General features: G+C 52.8%; 16 protein-coding genes. 7 read left to right on the top strand and 9 right to left on the bottom strand.

The genetic code is table 11. The features are described from left to right. The first annotated feature begins 278 nt into the window (after positions 1-278). The 3 genes from acs to actP all read left to right on the top strand — a co-directional run bounded on the left by acs (position 279) and on the right by actP (position 4,381). Positions 279-2,237 carry an acetate--CoA ligase gene (gene acs / locus KE671_RS00445; RefSeq protein WP_206161253.1) on the top strand — a complete coding sequence of 653 codons (1,959 nt, stop codon included), beginning with the start codon at positions 279-281 and terminating at the stop codon, positions 2,235-2,237. Positions 2,238-2,420: 183 nt separating this feature from the next. After that, positions 2,421-2,735 carry a DUF485 domain-containing protein gene (locus tag KE671_RS00440; protein ID WP_206161252.1) on the top strand — a complete coding sequence of 105 codons (315 nt, stop codon included), beginning with the start codon at positions 2,421-2,423 and terminating at the stop codon, positions 2,733-2,735. Further along, entirely contained in the window at positions 2,732-4,381 is a 1,650-nt protein-coding gene (gene actP, locus KE671_RS00435) for a cation/acetate symporter ActP (RefSeq protein WP_206161251.1), read from the top strand. The genes KE671_RS00440 and actP overlap by 4 nt, the downstream gene beginning before the upstream one ends. 42 nt (positions 4,382-4,423) lie before the next feature. Here actP and KE671_RS00430 read toward each other — a convergent pair whose 3' ends face one another. After that, the gene (locus KE671_RS00430; protein WP_206161250.1) at positions 4,424-5,113 is read right to left on the bottom strand and encodes an LrgB family protein; all 690 of its coding nucleotides are present in this window, start codon (positions 5,111-5,113) and stop codon (positions 4,424-4,426) included. Beyond that, positions 5,106-5,516, bottom strand: coding sequence for a CidA/LrgA family protein (locus KE671_RS00425; protein WP_042999055.1), 411 nt, complete (start codon positions 5,514-5,516; stop codon positions 5,106-5,108). The genes KE671_RS00430 and KE671_RS00425 overlap by 8 nt, the downstream gene beginning before the upstream one ends. 103 nt (positions 5,517-5,619) lie before the next feature. Here KE671_RS00425 and KE671_RS00420 point away from each other — a divergent pair, with 103 nt between their 5' ends. Then, positions 5,620-6,513: a LysR family transcriptional regulator gene (locus KE671_RS00420; RefSeq protein ID WP_206161249.1), complete on the top strand. Its 894-nt coding sequence runs from the start codon at positions 5,620-5,622 to the stop codon at positions 6,511-6,513. 147 nt (positions 6,514-6,660) lie between these two features. On the opposite strand, the gene KE671_RS00415 is transcribed toward KE671_RS00420, so the two are convergent. The 3 genes from KE671_RS00415 to soxR all read right to left on the bottom strand — a co-directional run bounded on the left by KE671_RS00415 (position 6,661) and on the right by soxR (position 10,857). After that, positions 6,661-8,307 carry a Na+/H+ antiporter gene (locus KE671_RS00415; RefSeq protein ID WP_061075566.1) on the bottom strand — a complete coding sequence of 549 codons (1,647 nt, stop codon included), beginning with the start codon at positions 8,305-8,307 and terminating at the stop codon, positions 6,661-6,663. A 148-nt stretch (positions 8,308-8,455) separates the two neighbouring features. After that, positions 8,456-9,805, bottom strand: a complete 1,350-nt coding sequence (ghxP, locus tag KE671_RS00410) for an NCS2 family permease (RefSeq protein ID WP_206161248.1) — start codon at positions 9,803-9,805, stop codon at positions 8,456-8,458. A gap of 587 nt (positions 9,806-10,392) precedes the next feature. After that, positions 10,393-10,857 carry a redox-sensitive transcriptional activator SoxR gene (soxR, locus tag KE671_RS00405; protein ID WP_206161247.1) on the bottom strand — a complete coding sequence of 155 codons (465 nt, stop codon included), beginning with the start codon at positions 10,855-10,857 and terminating at the stop codon, positions 10,393-10,395. Positions 10,858-10,942: 85 nt separating this feature from the next. On the opposite strand from soxR, the gene soxS reads away from it, so the two are divergent. After that, positions 10,943-11,266: a superoxide response transcriptional regulator SoxS gene (soxS, locus tag KE671_RS00400; RefSeq protein ID WP_042321117.1), complete on the top strand. Its 324-nt coding sequence runs from the start codon at positions 10,943-10,945 to the stop codon at positions 11,264-11,266. Positions 11,267-11,268: 2 nt separating this feature from the next. Here soxS and KE671_RS00395 read toward each other — a convergent pair whose 3' ends face one another. Then, positions 11,269-12,855, bottom strand: coding sequence for an EAL domain-containing protein (locus tag KE671_RS00395; protein WP_206161246.1), 1,587 nt, complete (start codon positions 12,853-12,855; stop codon positions 11,269-11,271). 595 nt (positions 12,856-13,450) lie between these two features. Here KE671_RS00395 and KE671_RS00390 point away from each other — a divergent pair. Both KE671_RS00390 and KE671_RS00385 read left to right on the top strand, forming a co-directional pair. Beyond that, a complete protein-coding gene (locus KE671_RS00390) occupies positions 13,451-13,732 on the top strand; it encodes a YjcB family protein (protein WP_206161245.1) in 282 nt (93 codons plus the stop codon). A gap of 557 nt (positions 13,733-14,289) precedes the next feature. Then, positions 14,290-16,998 carry a cation-transporting P-type ATPase gene (locus KE671_RS00385; protein WP_206161879.1) on the top strand — a complete coding sequence of 903 codons (2,709 nt, stop codon included), beginning with the start codon at positions 14,290-14,292 and terminating at the stop codon, positions 16,996-16,998. A gap of 63 nt (positions 16,999-17,061) precedes the next feature. On the opposite strand, the gene KE671_RS00380 is transcribed toward KE671_RS00385, so the two are convergent. The 3 genes from KE671_RS00380 to ssb1 all read right to left on the bottom strand — a co-directional run bounded on the left by KE671_RS00380 (position 17,062) and on the right by ssb1 (position 20,940). Beyond that, a complete protein-coding gene (locus KE671_RS00380) occupies positions 17,062-17,493 on the bottom strand; it encodes a universal stress protein (RefSeq protein ID WP_206161244.1) in 432 nt (143 codons plus the stop codon). Positions 17,494-17,739: 246 nt separating this feature from the next. Next, the gene (locus KE671_RS00375; RefSeq protein ID WP_206161243.1) at positions 17,740-20,046 is read right to left on the bottom strand and encodes an autotransporter outer membrane beta-barrel domain-containing protein; all 2,307 of its coding nucleotides are present in this window, start codon (positions 20,044-20,046) and stop codon (positions 17,740-17,742) included. Positions 20,047-20,415: 369 nt separating this feature from the next. Next, entirely contained in the window at positions 20,416-20,940 is a 525-nt protein-coding gene (gene ssb1, locus KE671_RS00370; RefSeq protein WP_206161242.1) for a single-stranded DNA-binding protein, read from the bottom strand. Positions 20,941-20,975 lie beyond the last annotated feature (35 nt).

Raw genomic sequence — 20,975 nt, 5'->3', positions numbered from 1 at the left:
ATGTAAAATACCACTTTAGAGTTAGTCCGGTCGTTTTTTCACTACTCCTTTCCCCTTTTACGACCTCAATCACCATTCGTGAAAAATTAACATAACCCTCTGTAACGGAAAGATTTTATCAACTTTTGTTGGTTTCCTTCAAAAAACGTATTGCCGTTAATTTGCACAATTCCTGTATTGCGTGATCTGTCGCGCAAAACCTAAACAAAACTGTCAAAGCCCCTACATTTAACGTTTGTGAGACATATTATTAACATCCTACAAGGAGAACAAAAGCCATGAGCCAAATTCACAAACACGCTATTCCCGCAAACATTGCGGATCGTTGCCTGATAAATCCGGAGCAGTACGAAGCGAAGTACCAACAATCTATTAACGAGCCAGATACCTTCTGGGGCGAGCAGGGAAAAATTCTGGACTGGATCACGCCGTACCAGAAAGTGAAGAACACCTCTTTCGCGCCAGGCAATGTGTCCATTAAATGGTATGAGGACGGTACGCTGAACCTGGCGGCCAACTGTCTCGACCGCCACCTGCAAGAAAATGGCGATCGCACCGCCATCATCTGGGAAGGCGATGACGCCTCGCAGAGCAAACACATCACGTATCGCGAACTGCATCGCGATGTCTGCCGTTTCGCCAATACCTTGCAGGATCTGGGCATTAAAAAAGGCGATGTGGTGGCAATCTATATGCCTATGGTGCCAGAAGCTGCTGTCGCCATGCTGGCCTGCGCCCGCATTGGCGCTGTGCACTCGGTGATTTTTGGCGGATTTTCGCCGGAAGCGGTCGCCGGACGCATCATTGATTCCAGTTCGAAGCTGGTGATCACCGCTGACGAAGGCGTGCGCGCCGGTCGTAGCATTCCACTGAAGAAAAACGTCGACGATGCGCTGAAAAACCCGAACGTGAAAACCATCGAGCATGTGGTTGTGCTCAAGCGCACTGGCGGCAATATCGAATGGCAGGAAGGTCGTGACCTGTGGTGGAGCGATCTGATTGAAAAAGCCAGTGCTGAACATCAACCCGCAGAGATGAACGCCGAAGATCCGCTATTTATCCTGTATACCTCGGGCTCCACTGGTAAACCGAAGGGCGTGCTGCACACCACCGGCGGCTATCTGGTGTATGCGGCAACAACCTTTAAGTATGTGTTTGACTACCATCCGGGCGATATCTACTGGTGTACCGCCGATGTGGGTTGGGTCACCGGGCACAGCTACCTGCTGTATGGCCCGTTGGCCTGCGGTGCGACCACGCTGATGTTTGAAGGGGTGCCGAACTGGCCAACCCCGGCGCGCATGAGCCAGGTGGTGGATAAGCATAAGGTCAACATTCTCTATACCGCGCCGACGGCGATCCGCGCCCTGATGGCGGAAGGCGATAAGGCGATAGAGGGCACAGACCGCTCATCGCTGCGCATTCTGGGATCGGTTGGCGAGCCCATCAACCCGGAAGCGTGGGAGTGGTACTGGAAGAAGATCGGTAACGAAAAATGCCCGGTGGTGGATACCTGGTGGCAGACCGAAACCGGTGGCTTCATGATCACCCCGCTGCCGGGCGCGACCGAACTGAAAGCGGGTTCCGCCACCCGTCCATTCTTCGGCGTGCAGCCTGCGCTAGTGGATAACGAAGGCAATCCGCAGGAAGGGGCCACCGAAGGCAACCTGGTGATCACCGACTCCTGGCCGGGACAGGCGCGTACGCTGTTCGGCGATCACGAACGCTTTGAGCAAACCTACTTCTCAACCTTTAAAAACATGTATTTCAGCGGCGACGGCGCTCGTCGTGATGAAGACGGTTACTACTGGATCACCGGCCGCGTTGACGACGTGCTGAACGTCTCCGGTCACCGTCTGGGCACGGCGGAGATTGAATCCGCGCTGGTGGCGCATCCGAAGATTGCCGAAGCGGCGGTGGTCGGCATTCCGCACAACATCAAGGGACAGGCGATTTATGCCTATGTGACGCTGAATCACGGCGAAGAGCCATCCCCAGAGCTGTACGCCGACGTGCGCAACTGGGTACGTAAAGAGATTGGCCCGCTGGCGACGCCGGACGTGCTGCACTGGACCGACTCACTGCCGAAAACCCGTTCCGGCAAAATCATGCGCCGTATTTTGCGCAAGATCGCGGCGGGGGATACCAGCAATCTGGGCGATACGTCGACCCTCGCCGATCCTGGCGTGGTAGAGAAACTGCTCGAAGAGAAACAGGCCATCGCGATGCCATCATAACCATAACCGTGAAATGCCCGATGGCGCGCTGCTTATCGGGCCTACCGAACCTACCCTACCCCTCCCCTGAACGGGAGGGAAAATATAAAACCCCCCTCAAAGGATTTCGTGTTGCAGGAAGGCGGCAGCAGCTAAGCCATGCCTGCAATATGAAAGACGCAGAGGGCCTCTGGAGACTCTGTGATGAATGACACCATTTATCAGCGGATAGAAGACAGTGCGCGTTTCAGGGAGTTAGTTGAAAAAAGGCAACGGTTTGCCACGATACTGTCGATCATCATGCTGGTGGTCTATATCAGCTTTATTCTACTGATTGCTTTTGCGCCTGGCTGGCTGGGAACCCCGCTTCACGAGGGAACCAGCGTCACCCGGGGTATTCCGATTGGCGTGGGGGTGATTCTGACCTCCTTCATTCTGACCGGTATCTATATCTGGCGGGCGAACGGCGAATTCGACCGTCTGAACAATGCAGTACTGCGCGAGGTTAACGCATCATGAAGAGAGTCCTGACGGCGCTTGCCGCCACACTACCCTTCGCTGCCAACGCGGCGGATGCCATTAGCGGTGTAGTACAACGCCAGCCAACTAACTGGCAGGCTATTGTCATGTTCCTGATTTTCGTCGTGTTTACGCTCGGCATTACGTACTGGGCGTCAAAACGCGTACGTTCACGCAGCGACTACTATACGGCGGGCGGGAATATCACCGGCTTCCAGAACGGACTGGCGATTGCGGGCGATTACATGTCGGCAGCGTCATTCCTCGGGATCTCCGCGCTAGTGTTTACCTCCGGCTATGACGGTTTGATCTACTCGCTGGGCTTCCTCGTCGGTTGGCCGATCATCCTGTTCCTGATCGCCGAACGTCTGCGTAATCTCGGTCGCTACACCTTTGCCGATGTGGCCTCCTATCGCCTGAAGCAAGGGCCGATCCGCATTCTGTCGGCCTGTGGTTCACTGGTAGTGGTTGCCCTTTATCTGATCGCGCAAATGGTCGGCGCAGGCAAACTGATTGAACTGCTGTTCGGCCTGAACTACCACATCGCGGTGGTGCTGGTCGGTGTACTGATGATGATGTACGTGCTGTTCGGCGGCATGCTGGCAACCACGTGGGTGCAGATCATCAAAGCCGTGCTGCTGCTGTTCGGCGCCAGCTTTATGGCCTTCATGGTGATGAAGCACGTCGGCTTTAGCTTCAATAATCTGTTCACCGAAGCGATGGCGGTCCACCCGAAAGGCTCGGCGATCATGAGTCCGGGCGGACTGGTGAAAGACCCGATCTCCGCGCTCTCACTGGGTCTCGGCCTGATGTTTGGTACGGCAGGCCTGCCGCATATTCTGATGCGCTTCTTCACGGTGAGCGATGCCCGCGAAGCGCGTAAGAGCGTGTTCTACGCCACCGGTTTTATGGGTTACTTCTACATCCTGACCTTCATCATTGGCTTCGGCGCCATTATGCTGGTTGGCGCGAATCCGGCGTATAAAGACGCGGCGGGCGCATTGATTGGCGGTAACAATATGGCGGCGGTACACCTGGCAAATGCGGTGGGCGGCAACCTGTTCCTCGGCTTTATTTCCGCCGTGGCGTTCGCCACCATTCTGGCGGTCGTCGCCGGTCTGACGCTGGCAGGCGCATCCGCCGTTTCTCACGATCTCTACGCGAACGTGTTCCGTAAAGGGGCGACCGAACGTGAAGAGTTGCGGGTGTCGAAAATCACCGTGCTGGTGCTGGGCGTCATCGCCATTATTCTCGGCGTGCTGTTCGAGAATCAGAACATCGCCTTCATGGTGGGTCTGGCGTTTGCAATCGCTGCAAGCTGTAACTTCCCGATCATCCTGCTTTCCATGTACTGGTCGAAACTGACCACGCGTGGCGCGATGTTGGGTGGCTGGTTGGGTCTGCTGACTGCCGTGGTGCTGATGGTTCTTGGCCCCACCATTTGGGTACAAATCCTCGGTCACGAAAAGGCTATCTTCCCGTATGAATACCCGGCGCTGTTCTCCATTACCGTAGCATTCCTTGGGATTTGGTTCTTCTCTGCCACCGATAACTCGGCAGAAGGGAACCGTGAGCGCGAGCAGTTCCGTGCTCAGTTTATCCGTTCCCAGACGGGCTTCGGGGTCGAGCAAGGCCGCGCCCACTAATCAACACGCTGTTCCCCGGTCGCCCTGACCGGGGAGCCTTTCTCAGAACATCAGCCTCGCCACCAGCGGGGCGACCAATACCATCACCACCCCAGAAAGCATCATCACCAGGCTGGCAACCACGCCCTCCTGCTGACCAAGCTCATACGAGCGCGCCGTCCCCGCGCCGTGCGACGCCGCGCCAAATCCCGCGCCTTTCGCCATCCCTTCACGAATCGACAGACGTAAAAACAGCGCATCACCGACCGCCATACCAAAGACGCCAGTCACCACCACAAACAGCGCCACTAAATCCGGCTGCCCACCCAGCGGTTCAGCCGCCGCCAGGGCAAACGGCGTGGTCACCGAACGCACCGCCAGGCTGCGCTGAATTTCGTCCGGCAGGGTAAATAAACGCGCCAGCCAGACGGAACTGGTCACCGCGACCACCGTCGCCGTCACCACGCCTGCGGTCAGCGACATCCAGTGGCGTTTGATAATGTCGACATTGTCGTAAACCGGCACCGCAAAGGCGATCGTTGCCGGGCCAAGCAGCCACAACAGCCAGTGAGATTCACCGATGTAGCTTTGCCAGGAGATATGACCAAACACCAGCAGCATCACCAGCAAGGCGGGAGTGAGTACCAACGGCATCAACGGCAGCTTCCGAAAACGGCGATACAGACGTTTATTGGCGAAATAGATAACCAGCGTCATCGCCAGACAGAGCACACTGAGCTGGAGATTAGTCACGGTTTAACCTGCTGATTTCATAACGATAAACTTTATCCACTACCCATGCTGTGGCACCGAGCACCATCAGCGTACTGATCGCAATGACCGAAAAAATCCGCCAGCCGTCCACCAGTAGCAGATGGGCATAGTTCACCACCGCCACCACCGCCGGAACAAAGAACAACAGCATCTCCGCCAGTAGCCAGCGCGCCCCGGCACGAACCCAGCTCAGCGGCAGGATGCGACAGACAATCAGCGCCAGCATCAGCACCATCCCCACCAGATTGGCCGGTAACGGGAGATGCAGCCAGGAGACAAGATATTGCGCAACGATAAACAAACCTGCATACAGCAGTACCTGAACCGGAACCTGGAGTCGTTGCAAAACGGCAGGCGTAACGCGGCTTATCGCCACAGCCATGAGGGAACATCCTGAAAAATAATACGGAACGCCAGTATAGAGAGCCCCTGCCGATGACTGAAATGAATTAAAATCATTACAGGCATAGTCGGAAGGAATACTCATGGATATCAGAACGCTGCGTTATTTTGTTGAAGTGGTGCGCCAACAGAGCTTCACCCGCGCAGCGGAAAAGCTCTTTGTCACCCAACCGACCATCAGCAAGATGTTGAAAAATCTCGAAGATGAGCTGAACTGTACACTGCTAATCCGCGACGGTCGCAAGCTGTTGCTCACCGATACCGGTCGCGTGGTATTTGAACGTGGGCTGGCGATTCTGGCTGAGTTTCGTCAACTGGAAGCCGAACTGGGCGATATTAACCATCTTAATAAAGGGCTGCTGCGCCTTGGCATCCCGCCGATGGTCGGCATGCTGATGGCCGGACCGATCGGTCTGTTTCGCCAACGCTACCCCGGCGTGGAGCTTAAGGTTTCCGAGTTTGGCGGGCTGACGGTGCAGCAGGCGGTGATGAATGGTGAACTGGATGTCGCGATGACCGCACTGCCCGTAGAGGAAGAGTGCGGTCTGGCGACGTTACCGGTATTCAGCCACCCTCTCTGCGTGCTGGTGCCACGCTCCGGCCAGTGGACCACCTGTCAGTCGGTGTCGCCAGAAGCGCTGGCCGAGCATCCGCTGTTAATCTACAACGAAGATTTTGCCCTGAGCCGCCAGTTAATGCAGTTGTTCAACGAGCATGACGTGAAGCCGCGTATCGCGGTACGCAGCGGACAGTGGGACTTTCTTGCCGCAATGGTGCAGGCGGGCGTGGGGATTGCCATTCTGCCGGAGCCCATTTGCGAACGACTGGACAAAAATACGCTGCGCTGGCTCCCGCTTGAAAGTGAGTTACGCTGGGAGTTAGGGATGATTTGGCGCGAGGGGGTCTATCTCTCCCACAGCGCCAAAGCGTGGTTATCATGCTGCGAAGGTTTTTGGTTAACCTCTGTTGACCGATAAGCATCGTACCGCCGGATGACGGCTAACGCCTTATCCGGCCTACGAAAAGCATGAGCCATCAGGCATCGGACCAACGCCTTATCCGACCTACGAAATGCACGAACCGTAGGCCTGATAAGCGCAGCGCCATCAGGCAACACGTGGGTCTTACTGATTTTCGATCAACAACGCTTCCAGCAGATCGAGATCGTGCAGTAGTTTTTGCAGCGTTTCATTGCTGATTTCACGCGTGGCGCGCAGGTGATATAGCTCCGCTCGTTCTGAACGCAGCGCCGCGAGGCGGAAGCGGCGTTCAAGATTTTCTTCCTGCAGTGAACTCTCAACATCGTTACGCCCGTCAGCACGACGCCGCAGGTTACCGATGACGCGGGAACTCACCTCGGTCAGAAGCTGATTATCGATGTTCTCTTCGGCATCCGCCGCCAGACGCTCTTCCATTTTCTGGATCGCGACAATCGCCACTTCCGCCGTCGCCGCGCGGGCAATTCGCTCCTCTTTTAGTTGCTGAGAATGATCGGCCACTTCCAGATGTTGCAGTAGAATCGGCAGCATCACAACGCCGACAAACAGCGAGAACAGAATCACGCCAGCGGCCAGGAAGACCAGTTCGTAGCGCGCCGGGAAGACGTTGCCATCCGGCAGCAGCAGCGGGATAGACAGGACACCCGCCAGGGTGATGGCCCCGCGAACGCCCGCGAAGGAGGCGATCAAAATTTCCCGTGTCGTCCAGGAACCAAACTCCATCGGTTTCTTTTTCAGGAAACGCATACTGAAGTTTTTCATCGTCCACAGCCAGCCGAAACGCACCAGCATCAGCGCCACATAAATCAGAATGATATCGGTAAACAGCATCCAGATTTCTACGTTCGGATCGGCCTCTGCGGCCACCAGCGACGACTCGAGAATCCCCGGTAGTTGCAGGCCCAACAGCAAGAAGACCATCCCGTTAAACACAAACTCGAGCATCGCCCAGGTGCTGTTGGCGCGCAGACGCATCGCCAGCGGCGCACGGCGCATCACCCCGGAGCGGGTGATGGTCATCCCGGCGGCTACCGCCGCGAGGATCCCGGAGACGCCGATGTGTTCTGCGATCAGGTAGGATGCGAACGGCAGCAGGAACAGCAGGACGATTTGCGTCGCGGGCTCATCACCGCCCCAGCGGCTGAGAAAGCGCAGCGAGCGACCGTAAAGCCAACTGACCACAAAGCCCGCGAGAATACCGCCGATCGCCACCTTAAAGAATTCCACCGTCGCGCCGCCGACGGTAAACACCATCGTGCCCATCGCAACAGCAACGGCAAATTTCAGTGATACCAGACCGGAGGCATCATTCATCAGCGCCTCACCCTGCAGGATGCCCATAATCTTCTTCGGGATCCGCCCTTCACCAACAATTCCGGAAAGCGCAACCGCATCGGTTGGCGAGAGCACGGCGGCCAGCGCAAAGGCCGGGATCAACGGAATGCCCGGCACCAGCCAGTAAATCAGAAAACCAATCCCGACCACGGTGACCAGCACCAACGCCAGCGCCAGACCGAAAATCTCTCGCCCATGTTCAAGGAATTCTCGCGTCGGCGTCTTCCAGCCATCAGCAAACAGCAGCGGCGGGATAAACAGAACCAGAAACAGTTCGGGGTCAAATTCTACGTGCAGACCAAACGTGGGCCACGCCAACAGCGCACCGATAGCAATCTGCATGAGGGGTAAGGGGAGCTGGAAGGGCAATACGCGCGTAAATACCCCAGACAGCGAGACCACAAGGGTCATGATGAGTATTGTGAAGAAGATTTCCATGCGTTCCCTGTTTGCGATGTTTCTTATGTGTTTGAGAGGCGTCGTGCCTCGATTTTACCTTTCTCAGAGTATCGCAAAAGACAACGAGTGTGTGCTGAAAATAAAAACGGGTGGCAAAAGCCACCCGTTTTCGGAATCCCTTTCGGAATCAAATGGCCCAGCCGCCAGCATAGAATGCCACCAGCGCCACGGCGATCACCACGGTACCGATATTCAGCTTGCGCCACTCACCCGACACCACGCGACCAATCACCAGCGTGGCAAAACCAATCATGATGCCGGTCACGATGTTACAGGTCAGTACAATGAATACCGCCGTCACCAGACCCGCCATCGCATCAACAAAGTCAGCAAAATCGATTTTCGCCACGTTGCTGAGCATCAGTAGACCGACGTACATCAGCGCAGGCGCCGTTGCATATACCGGAACGAGGTATGAGAGCGGAGAAAGGAACAGGATCAGCAGGAACAGCACACCGACGGTGATGGCGGTCAGACCGGTTTTACCGCCTGCTGCCGTACCGGCTGCCGATTCGATGTAGACCGCTGCCGGCGCAGCGCCCACCAGACCTGAGAATACGCTGCTCAGGGAGTCCGTGGTCAGCGCCTTACCGCCATCAATAATCTGCCCGTCTTTATCCAGTAGATTCGCCTGACCCGCCACGGCACGGATGGTGCCAGTGGCATCAAACACGGCAGTCATTACCAGCGCCAGAACGCTTGGCAGAACAACCGGGTTCAGCGCGCCCATGATATCCAGGCTGCCAATCAGCGATTTACCGGTTTCATCGCTCAGAGATGGCATGGCGAAAATGCCGGAGAATTTCACCGCAGGATCGAAAATCAGGCCGACGATCGAAATGCCAATAATGGTCAGCAGAATGCCACCCGGCACTTTCAGTTTCTCCAGACCGATAATCACCGCCAGCCCCACCAGCGACATAATCACCGGGAAGGTGGCGAAGTGGCCGAGCGCTACTGGCAGACCATCGAGTGGGTTCTTAATGACCAGGCCCACGCCATTCGCCGCGATCAGCAGTAAAAACAGACCGATACCGATGCCGGTACCGTGCGCGATGCCCTGCGGTAAATTGCGCAGGATCCAGCTACGGATCCCGGTTGCGGAGATAATGGTAAACAGCACCCCCATCAGGAATACCGCACCCAGTGCGACCGGTACGCTAATCTGCTGGCCCAGTACCAAACTGAACGCGGTGAAGGCGGTCAGAGAGATGGCGCAACCAATCGCCAGTGGCAGGTTGGCCCACAGTCCCATGACGATAGAACCCAGACCGGCCACCAGACAGGTCGCGACGAACACCGCCGCGGGTGGGAAACCCGCTTTGCCCAGCATGCCAGGCACGACGATAACAGAGTACACCATCGCCAGAAACGTTGTTAAACCTGCCACCACTTCCTGACGGACAGTGCTTCCACGTTGTGAAATTTTAAACCAGGCGTCGAGCGAACCGCCGGTACGCGCTGAAGGCGTAGACATAGAAAACATCCCCTGAGAGTTTATTATTCGTTCTTATGCGTGGTGGACAATCCACTGCCAGCGCAACGTCAACTCCCTGTGCTCTGATCGCGACAAAAAGGGGTGTCGCAAAAAGCAAACGTTTAGCTCCGCGCATAAAAAACGGGTTGTAAAAAAAAGCAAACGATTATCCAGCGATCATATGGGGATTTTCAACTGAACTTTGCCGCTTTTTACTCATTTCTTGCGCTAACGCTGAAGAAATCACCAACTGATGCGCAAACGTTATCGTCAATGCGCAATCCGATAACCTGTTTTGCCCGTTTCGGTCACAAAGAGATGCGCCGTCAGCATGATGTTCTCCCGTTATTGCCTCTTACTCACTCCAGTAAATTATGGGAGATGACGAAAAAAATTCGCCTAAAAAATCGTCAGATTCACTGGCAAATGGGATGATGCGGCTTACACTTACAATATCAACACAAACCGGAACCTCCACCACGTGCTCGAATGAGGGGTGTTGACGTCGGGGGAAACCCTCCCGTGAACCAGCGGGATAGAGTGAAAGACAAAGACCGGAAAACAAACTAAAGCGCCCTTGCGGCGCTTTAGTTTTGTTCATCTTCCAGCAAACGCGCTCCCGTGCCCTCTTCGCCCAGCCGGTCTCCGGGGTTACGCAACGGACAGTCTTTACGCGACAGGCAGCCACAACCGATGCAACCGTCCAGTTCGTCACGCAGCGCCACCAGCGTATGGATGCGCCGGTCAAGTTCATCACGCCATTGCGAGGAGAGTTGCTTCCACTCTTTAGCGCTGAGGGTATGCCCTTCCGGCAGCACGCCCAGCGCTTCGCTGATAGTCGCCAGCGGAATGCCGATCCGCTGGGCAATCTTGATGATTGCAACATAACGCAGCACGTCACGCCGGTATCTGCGCTGATTGCCGCTGTTGCGGATACTGCTGATCAACCCTTTGCTTTCATAAAAATGCAGTGCGGAAACCGCCACGCCGCTGCGCTTTGCCACTTCGCCCGGCGTGAGCATCGCTTTTATACGGGGTAATTTCTTTTCCATAAATCGCTTTACCTCAAGTTAACTTGAGGAATTATACTCGCCCGCAGACAAAAGACGAATCGAACACTGAGAAGGAGGCAGCAATATGTCCCATCAGCAAATTATTCAAACCCTGATTGAATGGATTGATGAACATATCGACCAACCGCTGAACATTGATGTGGTCGCGAAAAAATCAGGCTATTCAAAGTGGTATTTACAGAGGATGTTCCGCACGGTGATGCGCCAGACGTTGGGCGACTATATCCGTCAGCGCCGGCTGCTGCTGGCCGCCGTCGAACTGCGCAACACTGAACGACCAATATTCGATATTGCGATGGATTTAGGCTATGTGTCGCAGCAAACATTCTCCCGCGTCTTTCGCCGGGAATTTGATCGTACCCCCAGCGACTACCGCCACCGCCTGTAGTATTACTGTCCGCGCTGCATCAGGAGTGCGGGCGGCTGTTGCAACCAGTGAATGAAGTCCTGCGGTGGCAGCGCCCTGGCGAAGTGCCACCCCTGGCAGTACTGCACCCCGCGTTTAAGCAACCAGCTCACCTGATCTGCCGTTTCCACGCCTTCTGCGATGGTTTTAAGACGCAGGCTTTGCGCCATCTCAATGATATGTTCCGCAATCAGATGGCTGGTACTGTTAGTGGTCAGCGTATCGATAAAGGATTTGTCGATCTTGAGAATATCGACGTTCAGTGAATAGAGGTTGTGCAGGTTAGAGTAGCCGGTGCCGAAATCATCTATCGCCACCTCATAACCAGCCTGACGAAATGCCTGGATCACCGGCGTGGTTTTCGGCACATCGATAAATCCTCGTTCGGTCACCTCTACCTTAATTTGTTGCGCAAGAACGCCATGTTCACGCACTTTATCCGCAATCATGGCAATTAGTCGTGAAGAGTGAAAATCCGACGCAGAAAGGTTGATAGAGATATACAACTGCGGGTTTTCAGCCAGAAACGCCCCCAAATCGCTAAACACTTCTTCCACCACGTAGTCGGTAATCTGTGCGATCATCCCCTCTTTTTCCGCCAGCGGGATGAACTCGGCCGGACTCATGACCTGATCCTTGCAGCCCGGCCAGCGCAGCAGCGCTTCTGCCCCCACGCATTTCTCGTTTTTGATATCAATGATCGGCTGATAGTGCAGGCAGAGCTGGCGTTGCTTAAGCGCGCGCTGGAGCATACGACGCGGCGAGTAGTACTGCCGACGCGCCCGCGACCAGAACATTAACAACAGAATGCTGCTGATGACCGCCAGCGGAAGGGTGATCAGCAACTGCTGATACAGGTTCTGATAAAACCGATGCATCGAGGTCGATACAATCACGGCAATGGGCCGTTTATCCGAGTGGGTGATGGTATAAAAGCGATTGTCCTGCTGGAAAACAAATTGATTACGCTGAACCAATGGCAACAGTTGGGCCACCCATGCCTGCTCGCTGACGGAAAAAAAAGTATTGGTCACGGTGTCATATACCCCCCAGGCCAGCTCGGGGTCTTCGGACATCACTTCGCTATATGACAGCGGATTGATCACCGCGACATAGTTTCCACGTTGCATATACGTCATTTTATAACCGGTAAAAAAAGGCGTATCGCGAAAGTAATAAATAGAGATGTTGGGTTTTCGTTTATAGTCTGCCGTCGGCATAATATAGGGTACCGAAGGTGTCATTACCGTAGAGCATAAAAAACGATCGCCCTGTGCATAAATTAACTCGTTGATATAAAGGCGCCCACGAATAATATTCAACATTCGTTGCCGATGCGCAGGCGTACATGTTTGCCCCTGATACTGTTCAGCAGCGTCGCGGGCTAAATCCGCCTGCAAAACGACCAGTTCTGTTTTATCTAAAGCCAGATGGGCAAACGTACTCAACTGTTTACTGGTTTGTGAGGTGGCTTGCAGGCGAGCAAACCATAGCGCCAGCATCACGGGGAGCAAAACCACCATGATTATCCCGAGGAACCTCAGCATCTTGCGTCGCGCCCGATGATTCATTTCAGCCCTATATCCCTGCATTTTATATGCCTGTTATCATCAAGGCAGGATGCTAAATCACACAGGTGATTACGTTGCATGAATCTATCGATATTAGCAACAGACTTTTATTAGTAAAAGTCTGATATTGCAGGATGGTGATAATATTCGACCGTAAAGCAAACCTACAGTGACGATTAATTTTATTAAGGGTAATCCACTCTCCGAAAGGGGTAGTGTTTTATGAAAGTTTTGTTGGCTCATTCGCAAAATGAAATTAAGCTAAATTTCTTCAGATGCTTATTTTTTAACAATACAAAAAGGTAAAACCAATACATCTTCATTACGTCGCGCTTATCGACTGCCCCACCATGAAAGCGTATAGGTTGTCGACTCAATAACCACATTTTAATCATGGTTATAAAGCGAGCAAAAAAGAGCGTGACAGGCTGGCGAGCGGCCACTTAACCGTGATATAGTTCACAAATATTATGAAACAAAAACAACGTTTCATTCGGTATTGATGTGAATGCCCATCGATAGCCAGAGTGTGCCACGCCTCCCGTGAAAACGCCGCGCTGTCCAGGGCACCTGCTATTTTCAGAGGAAATATTTCATGGCTACCCTAACCACTGGCGTGGTTCTTCTCCGCTGGCAACTGCTGAGCGCTGTGCTCATGTTTTTAGCCAGCACATTGAATATTCGTTTTCGTCGCTCAGATTACATTGGTCTGGCTGTGATCAGCAGTGCACTCGGGGTTGTCGCCGCCTGCTGGTTTGCGACGGGGTTACTCGGCATCACCCTGATGGATCTCTCCGCCATCTGGAGCAACATTGAATCTGTCATGGTTGAAGTGATGAGCCAGACACCGCCGGAATGGCCAATGGTATTGACCTGAGTACACCCGGGCCTCCCTGAGGGAGGCTTTTTATTGTTTCCAGATAATCCCGTCTATGTCAGTTGCAGACACGCTCGCCCCGCCTCCGATTTCGCCAGGCTCGCACCGATTATTCATTTATCTGGCGTGGTCCATTTATTCAACAGACTGCTCTTTAGAATATATTTCCCGTTGACGCCGATCTCCCTAATGTCATTATTATTCAGGATTTAAAAGTTATGTAAGGAAGACTATTTTTTATTATTCTCATCCCAGATACTTTACAAAGAAGTAGGTTGAAATACCGCTAAGCGCCGCAACAGCGATTGCAAACATAATCAATAAAATCAATCTTTTAGCATTATAAACACCAAACATACACACCTCCTTTCCTAAATTTACACTTCCATTTACCCTCATAAAAAACAAGGGGAAATATCATCTTCACTCAAAGATAAAATAATATTTACCGAAACACCATTGATTAATATCAAACATCATAAAGCATTATTCAAATAGTATGCGTGTGTTTCAAAATATTAAAATTTTATTCTTTGAGGAAATTTACTTTGACCAGAATGCCGAACAACAATCGTCTCCATTCTGCGCCATGCGCTGGAAAAAAGCCGTACCAGCTAACCGTTGAGGAGGTTCTGAAAAATCAGCAGAGCCAACCTTCCGGGCTGACTCACAATGAAGCCAGCGCACGTCTCGCCAGGGATGGCCTTAACGCACTACCGGAAAAAGCCGGCAAACCCGCCTGGCTACGCTTTCTGGCCCATTTTCACGATGTCCTGATCTACGTCCTGATCGCTGCAGCGGCCCTCACGGCCGTGATGGGGCATTGGGTAGATACTGCCGTCATCCTTGGCGTCGCGGTGATCAACGCCCTGATTGGCCACATTCAGGAAAACAACGCGGAAAAATCGCTGAAAAGCATCCGCCATATGCTCTCCGCTTCCGCCGTCGTGATCCGTAACGGACAACACGATACGGTCGCGACGACCGATCTGGTCGTTGGCGATATCGTGGTACTGCGCGCGGGCGACCGCATCCCCGCCGATCTTCGCGTCCTGGAAGCCCATAACTTGCGGGTTGAAGAAGCCATCCTGACCGGTGAATCTACCGTTGTGGACAAAACGGCAGAAGCGCTGACAGGCGAACTACCGCTGGGCGATCGCAAGAACCTGGTGTTCTCTGGCACCACCATCAGCGCCGGGGCCGGACTAGGCGTGGTGATTGCCACCGGGGAAGCGACGGAACTGGGTCATATTAACCAGATGATGACCGGGATCGAGAAGCATCGCACGCCGCTGCTGGTGCAGATGGATAAACTCGGCAAAGCAATTTTCTCCCTCATTCTCGCCATGATGGTTGGGTTGTTTATCTTCAGCCTGCTGCTGCGCGATATGCCGATGGGCGAACTACTGCTTTCATTAATCAGCCTGGCCGTTGCGGCGGTTCCGGAAGGTTTACCGGCGATTATTTCAATTATTCTGTCGCTGGGCGTACAGACCATGGCCCGCAAACACGCCATCATCCGTAAACTGCCTACCGTTGAAACACTGGGTGCTATGTCGGTGATCTGTTCTGATAAAACCGGCACCCTGACCATGAACGAGATGACGGTCAAAGCCATCATCACGGCAGATAAAAATTACCGCGTGCAGGGTAACAGCTATGAGCCAACCGGCGAGATTCAGGTCGAGGAAAACGGCACGCTGGCAGAGATTGCGCCAGGAAGCCTGCTCGAAAGCTATCTGCGCACGATCGACCTGTGCAACGACAGCCAACTGATTCGCGATGAACAGGGTCACTGGGGAATTACCGGTGGGCCAACCGAAGGGGCGCTGAAAGTGCTGGCCGCGAAAGCGATGCTGCCAGCCATTGAAAGCGAACTGCGCAGTAAAATCCCGTTCGATTCGCAGTACAAATATATGGCGACACATTATCGCATCGGCAACGACGAGCGCGTGCTGGTGACCGGAGCGCCGGATGTGCTGTTTACACTCTGTCAGTTGCAGCAAACCGCAAACGGTACAGAAGCCTTTACCCAGCCGTACTGGGAGGCCGAAATTGCCCGTTATGCCAAAGAAGGCCTGCGGATGGTGGCCGCCGCCTGGAAACCCACGCGTGCCGACGCCAATGCGCTAACCCATGACTGCCTGAGCGAGGGGCTCATTTTCCTCGGCATCGCCGGGATGATGGACCCACCACGCCCGGAAGCCATTGCGGCGATCGGCGCCTGTCAGCAGGCCGGGATCCGGGTCAAAATGATCACCGGCGATCACCCGCAAACCGCCATGAGCATCGGTGGCATGTTGGGCATTCATAACAGCACACACGCAGTGACGGGCTATGAGCTCGAGCAGATGGATGAGGCTGAACTCGCCGAAGCCGCCATTACCTACGATATCTTTGCCCGTACCAGCCCGGAGCATAAGCTGCGTCTGGTCAAAGCCCTGCAAGATAAAGGCGAAATCGTCGGCATGACCGGGGATGGCGTCAATGATGCGCCAGCGCTGAAGCAGGCCGACGTAGGCATTGCGATGGGCATTAAAGGCACCGAAGTAACAAAAGAAGCCGCTGACATGGTGCTGACGGATGATAACTTCGCAACCATCGCCAGCGCGGTACAGGAAGGGCGTCGCGTCTATGACAACCTGAAGAAAACCATTCTGTTTATCATGCCCACGAACCTGGCACAGGGTCTGCTGATCATCATTGCGCTGCTGGCGGGCAATCTGATCCCGCTGACACCAGTGCTGATCCTGTGGATGAACATGGCGACCTCCGCCACGCTGTCATTCGGTCTGGCGTTTGAAGCCGGTGAGCGCAACATCATGCGCCGCCCACCGCGTCAAAGTAATGAAAACGTGATGGATGGCTTTGCTATCTGGCGCGTAGGTTTTGTTGGTACGCTGATTGCCGCCTGCGCCTTTATGCTGGAAGCCTGGCTGCAACCACGCGGCCACAGCCCGGAATTCATTCGTACGGTCCTGTTGCAAACGCTGGTGACGGCGCAGTGGGTATACATGCTTAACTGCCGCGTTTCCGATGGCTTCTCGCTGGGTCGCGGTCTGTTGATGAATAAAGGTATCTGGCTGGTCAGCGGTATTCTGCTGTTGCTGCAGTTGGCGATTATCTACGTGCCGTTCCTGCAGATGTTGTTTGGTACTGAAGCCCTGCCGCTGCGCTACTGGGGAATCACCTTTGCCATTGGCATCGCGCTGTTCTTCATTGTTGAGATAGAGAAACCCCTCACCCGCAAATTCCGCCGGAAATAACCGGCGGTATCCGGCAATAAAAAAGCCTCCCAAAATGGGAGGCTTTTCGTTTACGATGACGGATTAACGAACAACCATGACCGGCACCTTTGCGTAACGCAAAATATTAGCAGCCGCCGAACCCAGCAGATGAGTGGCAATCCCGGGCTTGCGTGAGCCGATAATAATCATTTCAACATTATGCGCCGCCGCTGCGTCATTTACCTCATCACGAATATTGCCGTGACGGACTTCAAAGCGAATTCTCTCCAACGGCGTTTTGAATTTTCTCGCCAGCGCGAGCATTTTCTCCTGTGCATCGTTGGTCATGTACTCTTCGTATTTTTTGATATCCGAAGCAAAGCCGCGAATTGGCGACGCGTGCAGCTTAGGGAAAACATGCAGCAGATGCAGAACGCCCTCTTCTTTATTGAGCATGTGATCGGCCCAGGCAATCGCTTTGTCAGAAAGGTCCATCGCCAGAATATCAACCGGCATTAAAATGGCTTTGTTCATTCTAATTTCCTTATGTTCGCTGACAGGCTGATCGTGTTTCCCTGAAAAGCCCGGCAAGGTTCAGTCTTGGTGGGTGAAAGTTGCGAACGCAGGATAACCGATAATCGTCGTTATGACTTGATCACACGCAATTTAATTATCTTATTGAAAAGTATGTAAGTTTATTTACTTTGTGGGAGATAAACTGACAAAAACGCCCGGAGAAATTCGCCGGGCGCTTGGGTTACGACTTAATTAATCACGGGATTACCACTCAAACCGGAAACCCGCATTCACCTGCCAGTTGGTATCAATATCTCCGCCAGCAGATTTTTCCAGATCCAGATATAGACGGGAGTTATTTTCCTGAGTCAGTTGGATGTTGGTGCCAATACCGTAGTTGATCCAGTTGTCGCTACCGCCTTCATTTACTTTTAGCGTGGCGTCTTTACCACGTACCGTAACATCACGGTCGCCAGCAAATTCATGCAGCCAGTCCACTTTCAGGTAAACATCGCTGTTAGGGCGATCCTCAAAGCGGTGCCCCATCCGCAGGCCAGCACGACCAATCAGGCTATCAATCTCTTTCTGATGGACCTTCAGCCCACTACTGGTGGTGTATCGTGCGTCATCAAGATAAGTGTAAACCAGTTGTGCCTGTGGTTCGATAAAAGACGTTTTTCCGACAGTAAATTCACGACCATATTCCGCACTGGCGCTGAGGGACCAGGTGCTGGTGTCGCCCTTACCGCTGATGCCATACACGTTCCAATAGTCAAAATCGCTGTCGTGATGGCTGTATTTTAAAACAAGATCGAGGTAATCCTGTTTCTCAGGACGATTCCATGCGCTGTAGAGCGATCCGCCGAAGCTCTTGTTATCGCCGGAACCATAGTCAAAATCAGAATTGCCCTTCATGTAATGTGCAGCAAGACCGCGAGTCCAGATGGCGTTTTCCCCTTCCTCTTTGTTGTCGTAACCCAGTTGCCAGAAGTGATACTGCGTTTTGAAATAGCTGCCTTTATCGCTTTCCAGCTCACCACCTTTGTAGCGCATCCACAGTCCATTTTTCTGCTGATCGTTACGCAACTCACCCAGTCGCTTATTCAGGCTGTCGATTTCGAGGCGAGCGGTTGCCGCAGCATAGTTCACGCTGGCATTCGCAATAGCGGTATGGCTACCGGCGCTGGCTTTGGTGGAAACCCCGGTAATATACCAGTTCGTGCCGTACTGGCTCGCCGGATCGCCTTCGCGAATATCGGAACGCAGCAGCGGTTTATAATCGTAAACGTACTCGTTAGTGATATCGATGTTGTCGTAGGCTTCAAACTTCACGTTGTTTGCCGCATCAGCCACCCACAGATCTTCTTTCAGATCGACAAGCTTATTGATGTTCAGTGCTTCAATCGCATGGGTACCACCAGTGCTGCTCTTCACCACTTCGATGAAGTCGCTGCCGTTACGCCGCCGGTCATCGGTTTTCGAGGTGTTAACGTCAATCAGGAAAATACCGTTGTTACCGCGCAGATCGTGAATTTTCACGGTTTCATTGACGCTCTGGTTGGTATGCAGGTTAAAGCCGTGCAGGTTGATGATCCCACCATCTTTGAGCGTGATGGCGCTGATCTCCGCGTCTTTACCATCCGGGATCCAGTGCGCATTATTCATCAGCGTCAGATTGAGATTACCGGTCCATTTCCCGGTATTTTCGTCCAGTATGTTGGCTTCATGGCCGTGCCAGTAAGAATCCGCACCGTTCAGCGTAATATTCATCTGGCTGGTGTTAGGATACATCTTTTCGCCAAAATCGAGGTTGCCTAAAATATTGACCTGATTTTTACCAGACTGGTTAATGTTCACCGTTCCGCCATCTTTTGCACTCACAGCATCACTTTTCGATGAGCCGGAAGGATAACCCATATTATTTTCGAGTAGTTCCTTAAAGTTACTGGCATACGTATTGATATAAACATTACCGCCGTTAGCTGTAATGGTAGAACCTACACCGCGGGCATATAAACCGTTATTTGCAACGGTTGCGTCTTTGCCTTCTTCCGTGTGTTCAATGATGGAACGAATATAAACGCTCCCGTTTAAATCTATAGTAGACCCGCTGCCAGAGTAAAGCGCCGTATTATTATGGTTGTATTTCGAACCAACTAAGAATGTATTGTTAAGCGTAAAATTATCCACAGAGACGCGAGATTCTTTACCCTCTACAGAAAGACCAAAGAAGGCTAATCCTGCGGGATGCTCCATCTGCGTTTTGCCATCGATAGTGACCTTGTAATCACCGATTGCATAAGCACCCGCCTGTGCGGCGGTGACATTACCGATACGAACCTCTAGCCCATTACCCTCCGGGAGATCGGGGTTGTCAACCTTTACTGCGAAGTCATACTGATTATCCTGTGTAATCGTATCCTTGATGCTTATCCCTTTATCGGCCGATTTACCGATAAAATTGAGTTCATATTTTTGAGCAAATGCATTTCCAGAATAAAGAATATGACTAATACTGACTGACAGTGCTAAAGGCACTAATAATGTTGAATTAATCTTCCATTGATACATATACAACTCCAACAAAACATATTTAAAAAATCGATGCGATTATCAATACCTCATTAACAGAAGGAATGAGCAACACACTTATATTAGTGGCGAATTGATAACAAAATATATTATTTTGAATGCCACATTCAGTTGTCAATATTTTAAATGTGCGAACTTACATTTCTTTACGTTAACTTATATAACCATAAATACAACAGTCATATTTTATACAAATAAATTAGCATTTGAATTATCCGAATTTTAATTTTTCGAAAATAACTGGCCGTTTATTCGGTTATTATTTTTTCTTTGCAGATATATAAAAAAAGCCCCGTCCAAAAACGAGGCTTTTCTATTTTCATTTAGCGCAACGCTAAACTGACGTGATCAGAACGGAATATCGTCATCGAAATCCATCGGCGGCTCGTTAGACGGCGCAGCCGGAGCAGACTGCTGCTGCGGACGAGACTGCGCGCCGCCGCTGAACTGATTTCCACCCTGTGGCTGCTGAGGCTGACCCCAACCACCCTGCTGCTGACCGCCTGCCGGTGCGCCGCCACCCTGACGACCACCCAGCATCTGCATGGTACCGCCAACGTTCACTACCACTTCCGTGGTGTATTTCTCAACGCCGGACTGATCGGTCCATTTGCGGGTACGCAACTGACCTTCAATGTAGACCTGAGAACCTTTACGCAGATATTCGCTAGCCACTTCCGCCAGTTTGCCGAACAGCACAACACGGTGCCATTCCGTCTGCTCTTTCATCTCGCCGGTCTGCTTGTCACGCCAGGATTCGGAAGTAGCCAGCGTAATGTTGGCGACTGCGCCACCATTCGGCATGTAGCGTACTTCCGGGTCCTGGCCCAGATTACCCACGAGAATAACCTTATTTACGCCTCTGCTGGCCATGATCGAGTCTCCTGAAAACGTTTCTTAATAAGTGT

Origin of the sequence: Citrobacter amalonaticus, from assembly GCF_018252635.1 — a bacterium.
GTDB classification, from domain to species: Bacteria; Pseudomonadota; Gammaproteobacteria; order Enterobacterales; family Enterobacteriaceae; genus Citrobacter_A; species Citrobacter_A amalonaticus_E.
This window is presented reverse-complemented; position numbering and strand designations above follow the sequence as displayed.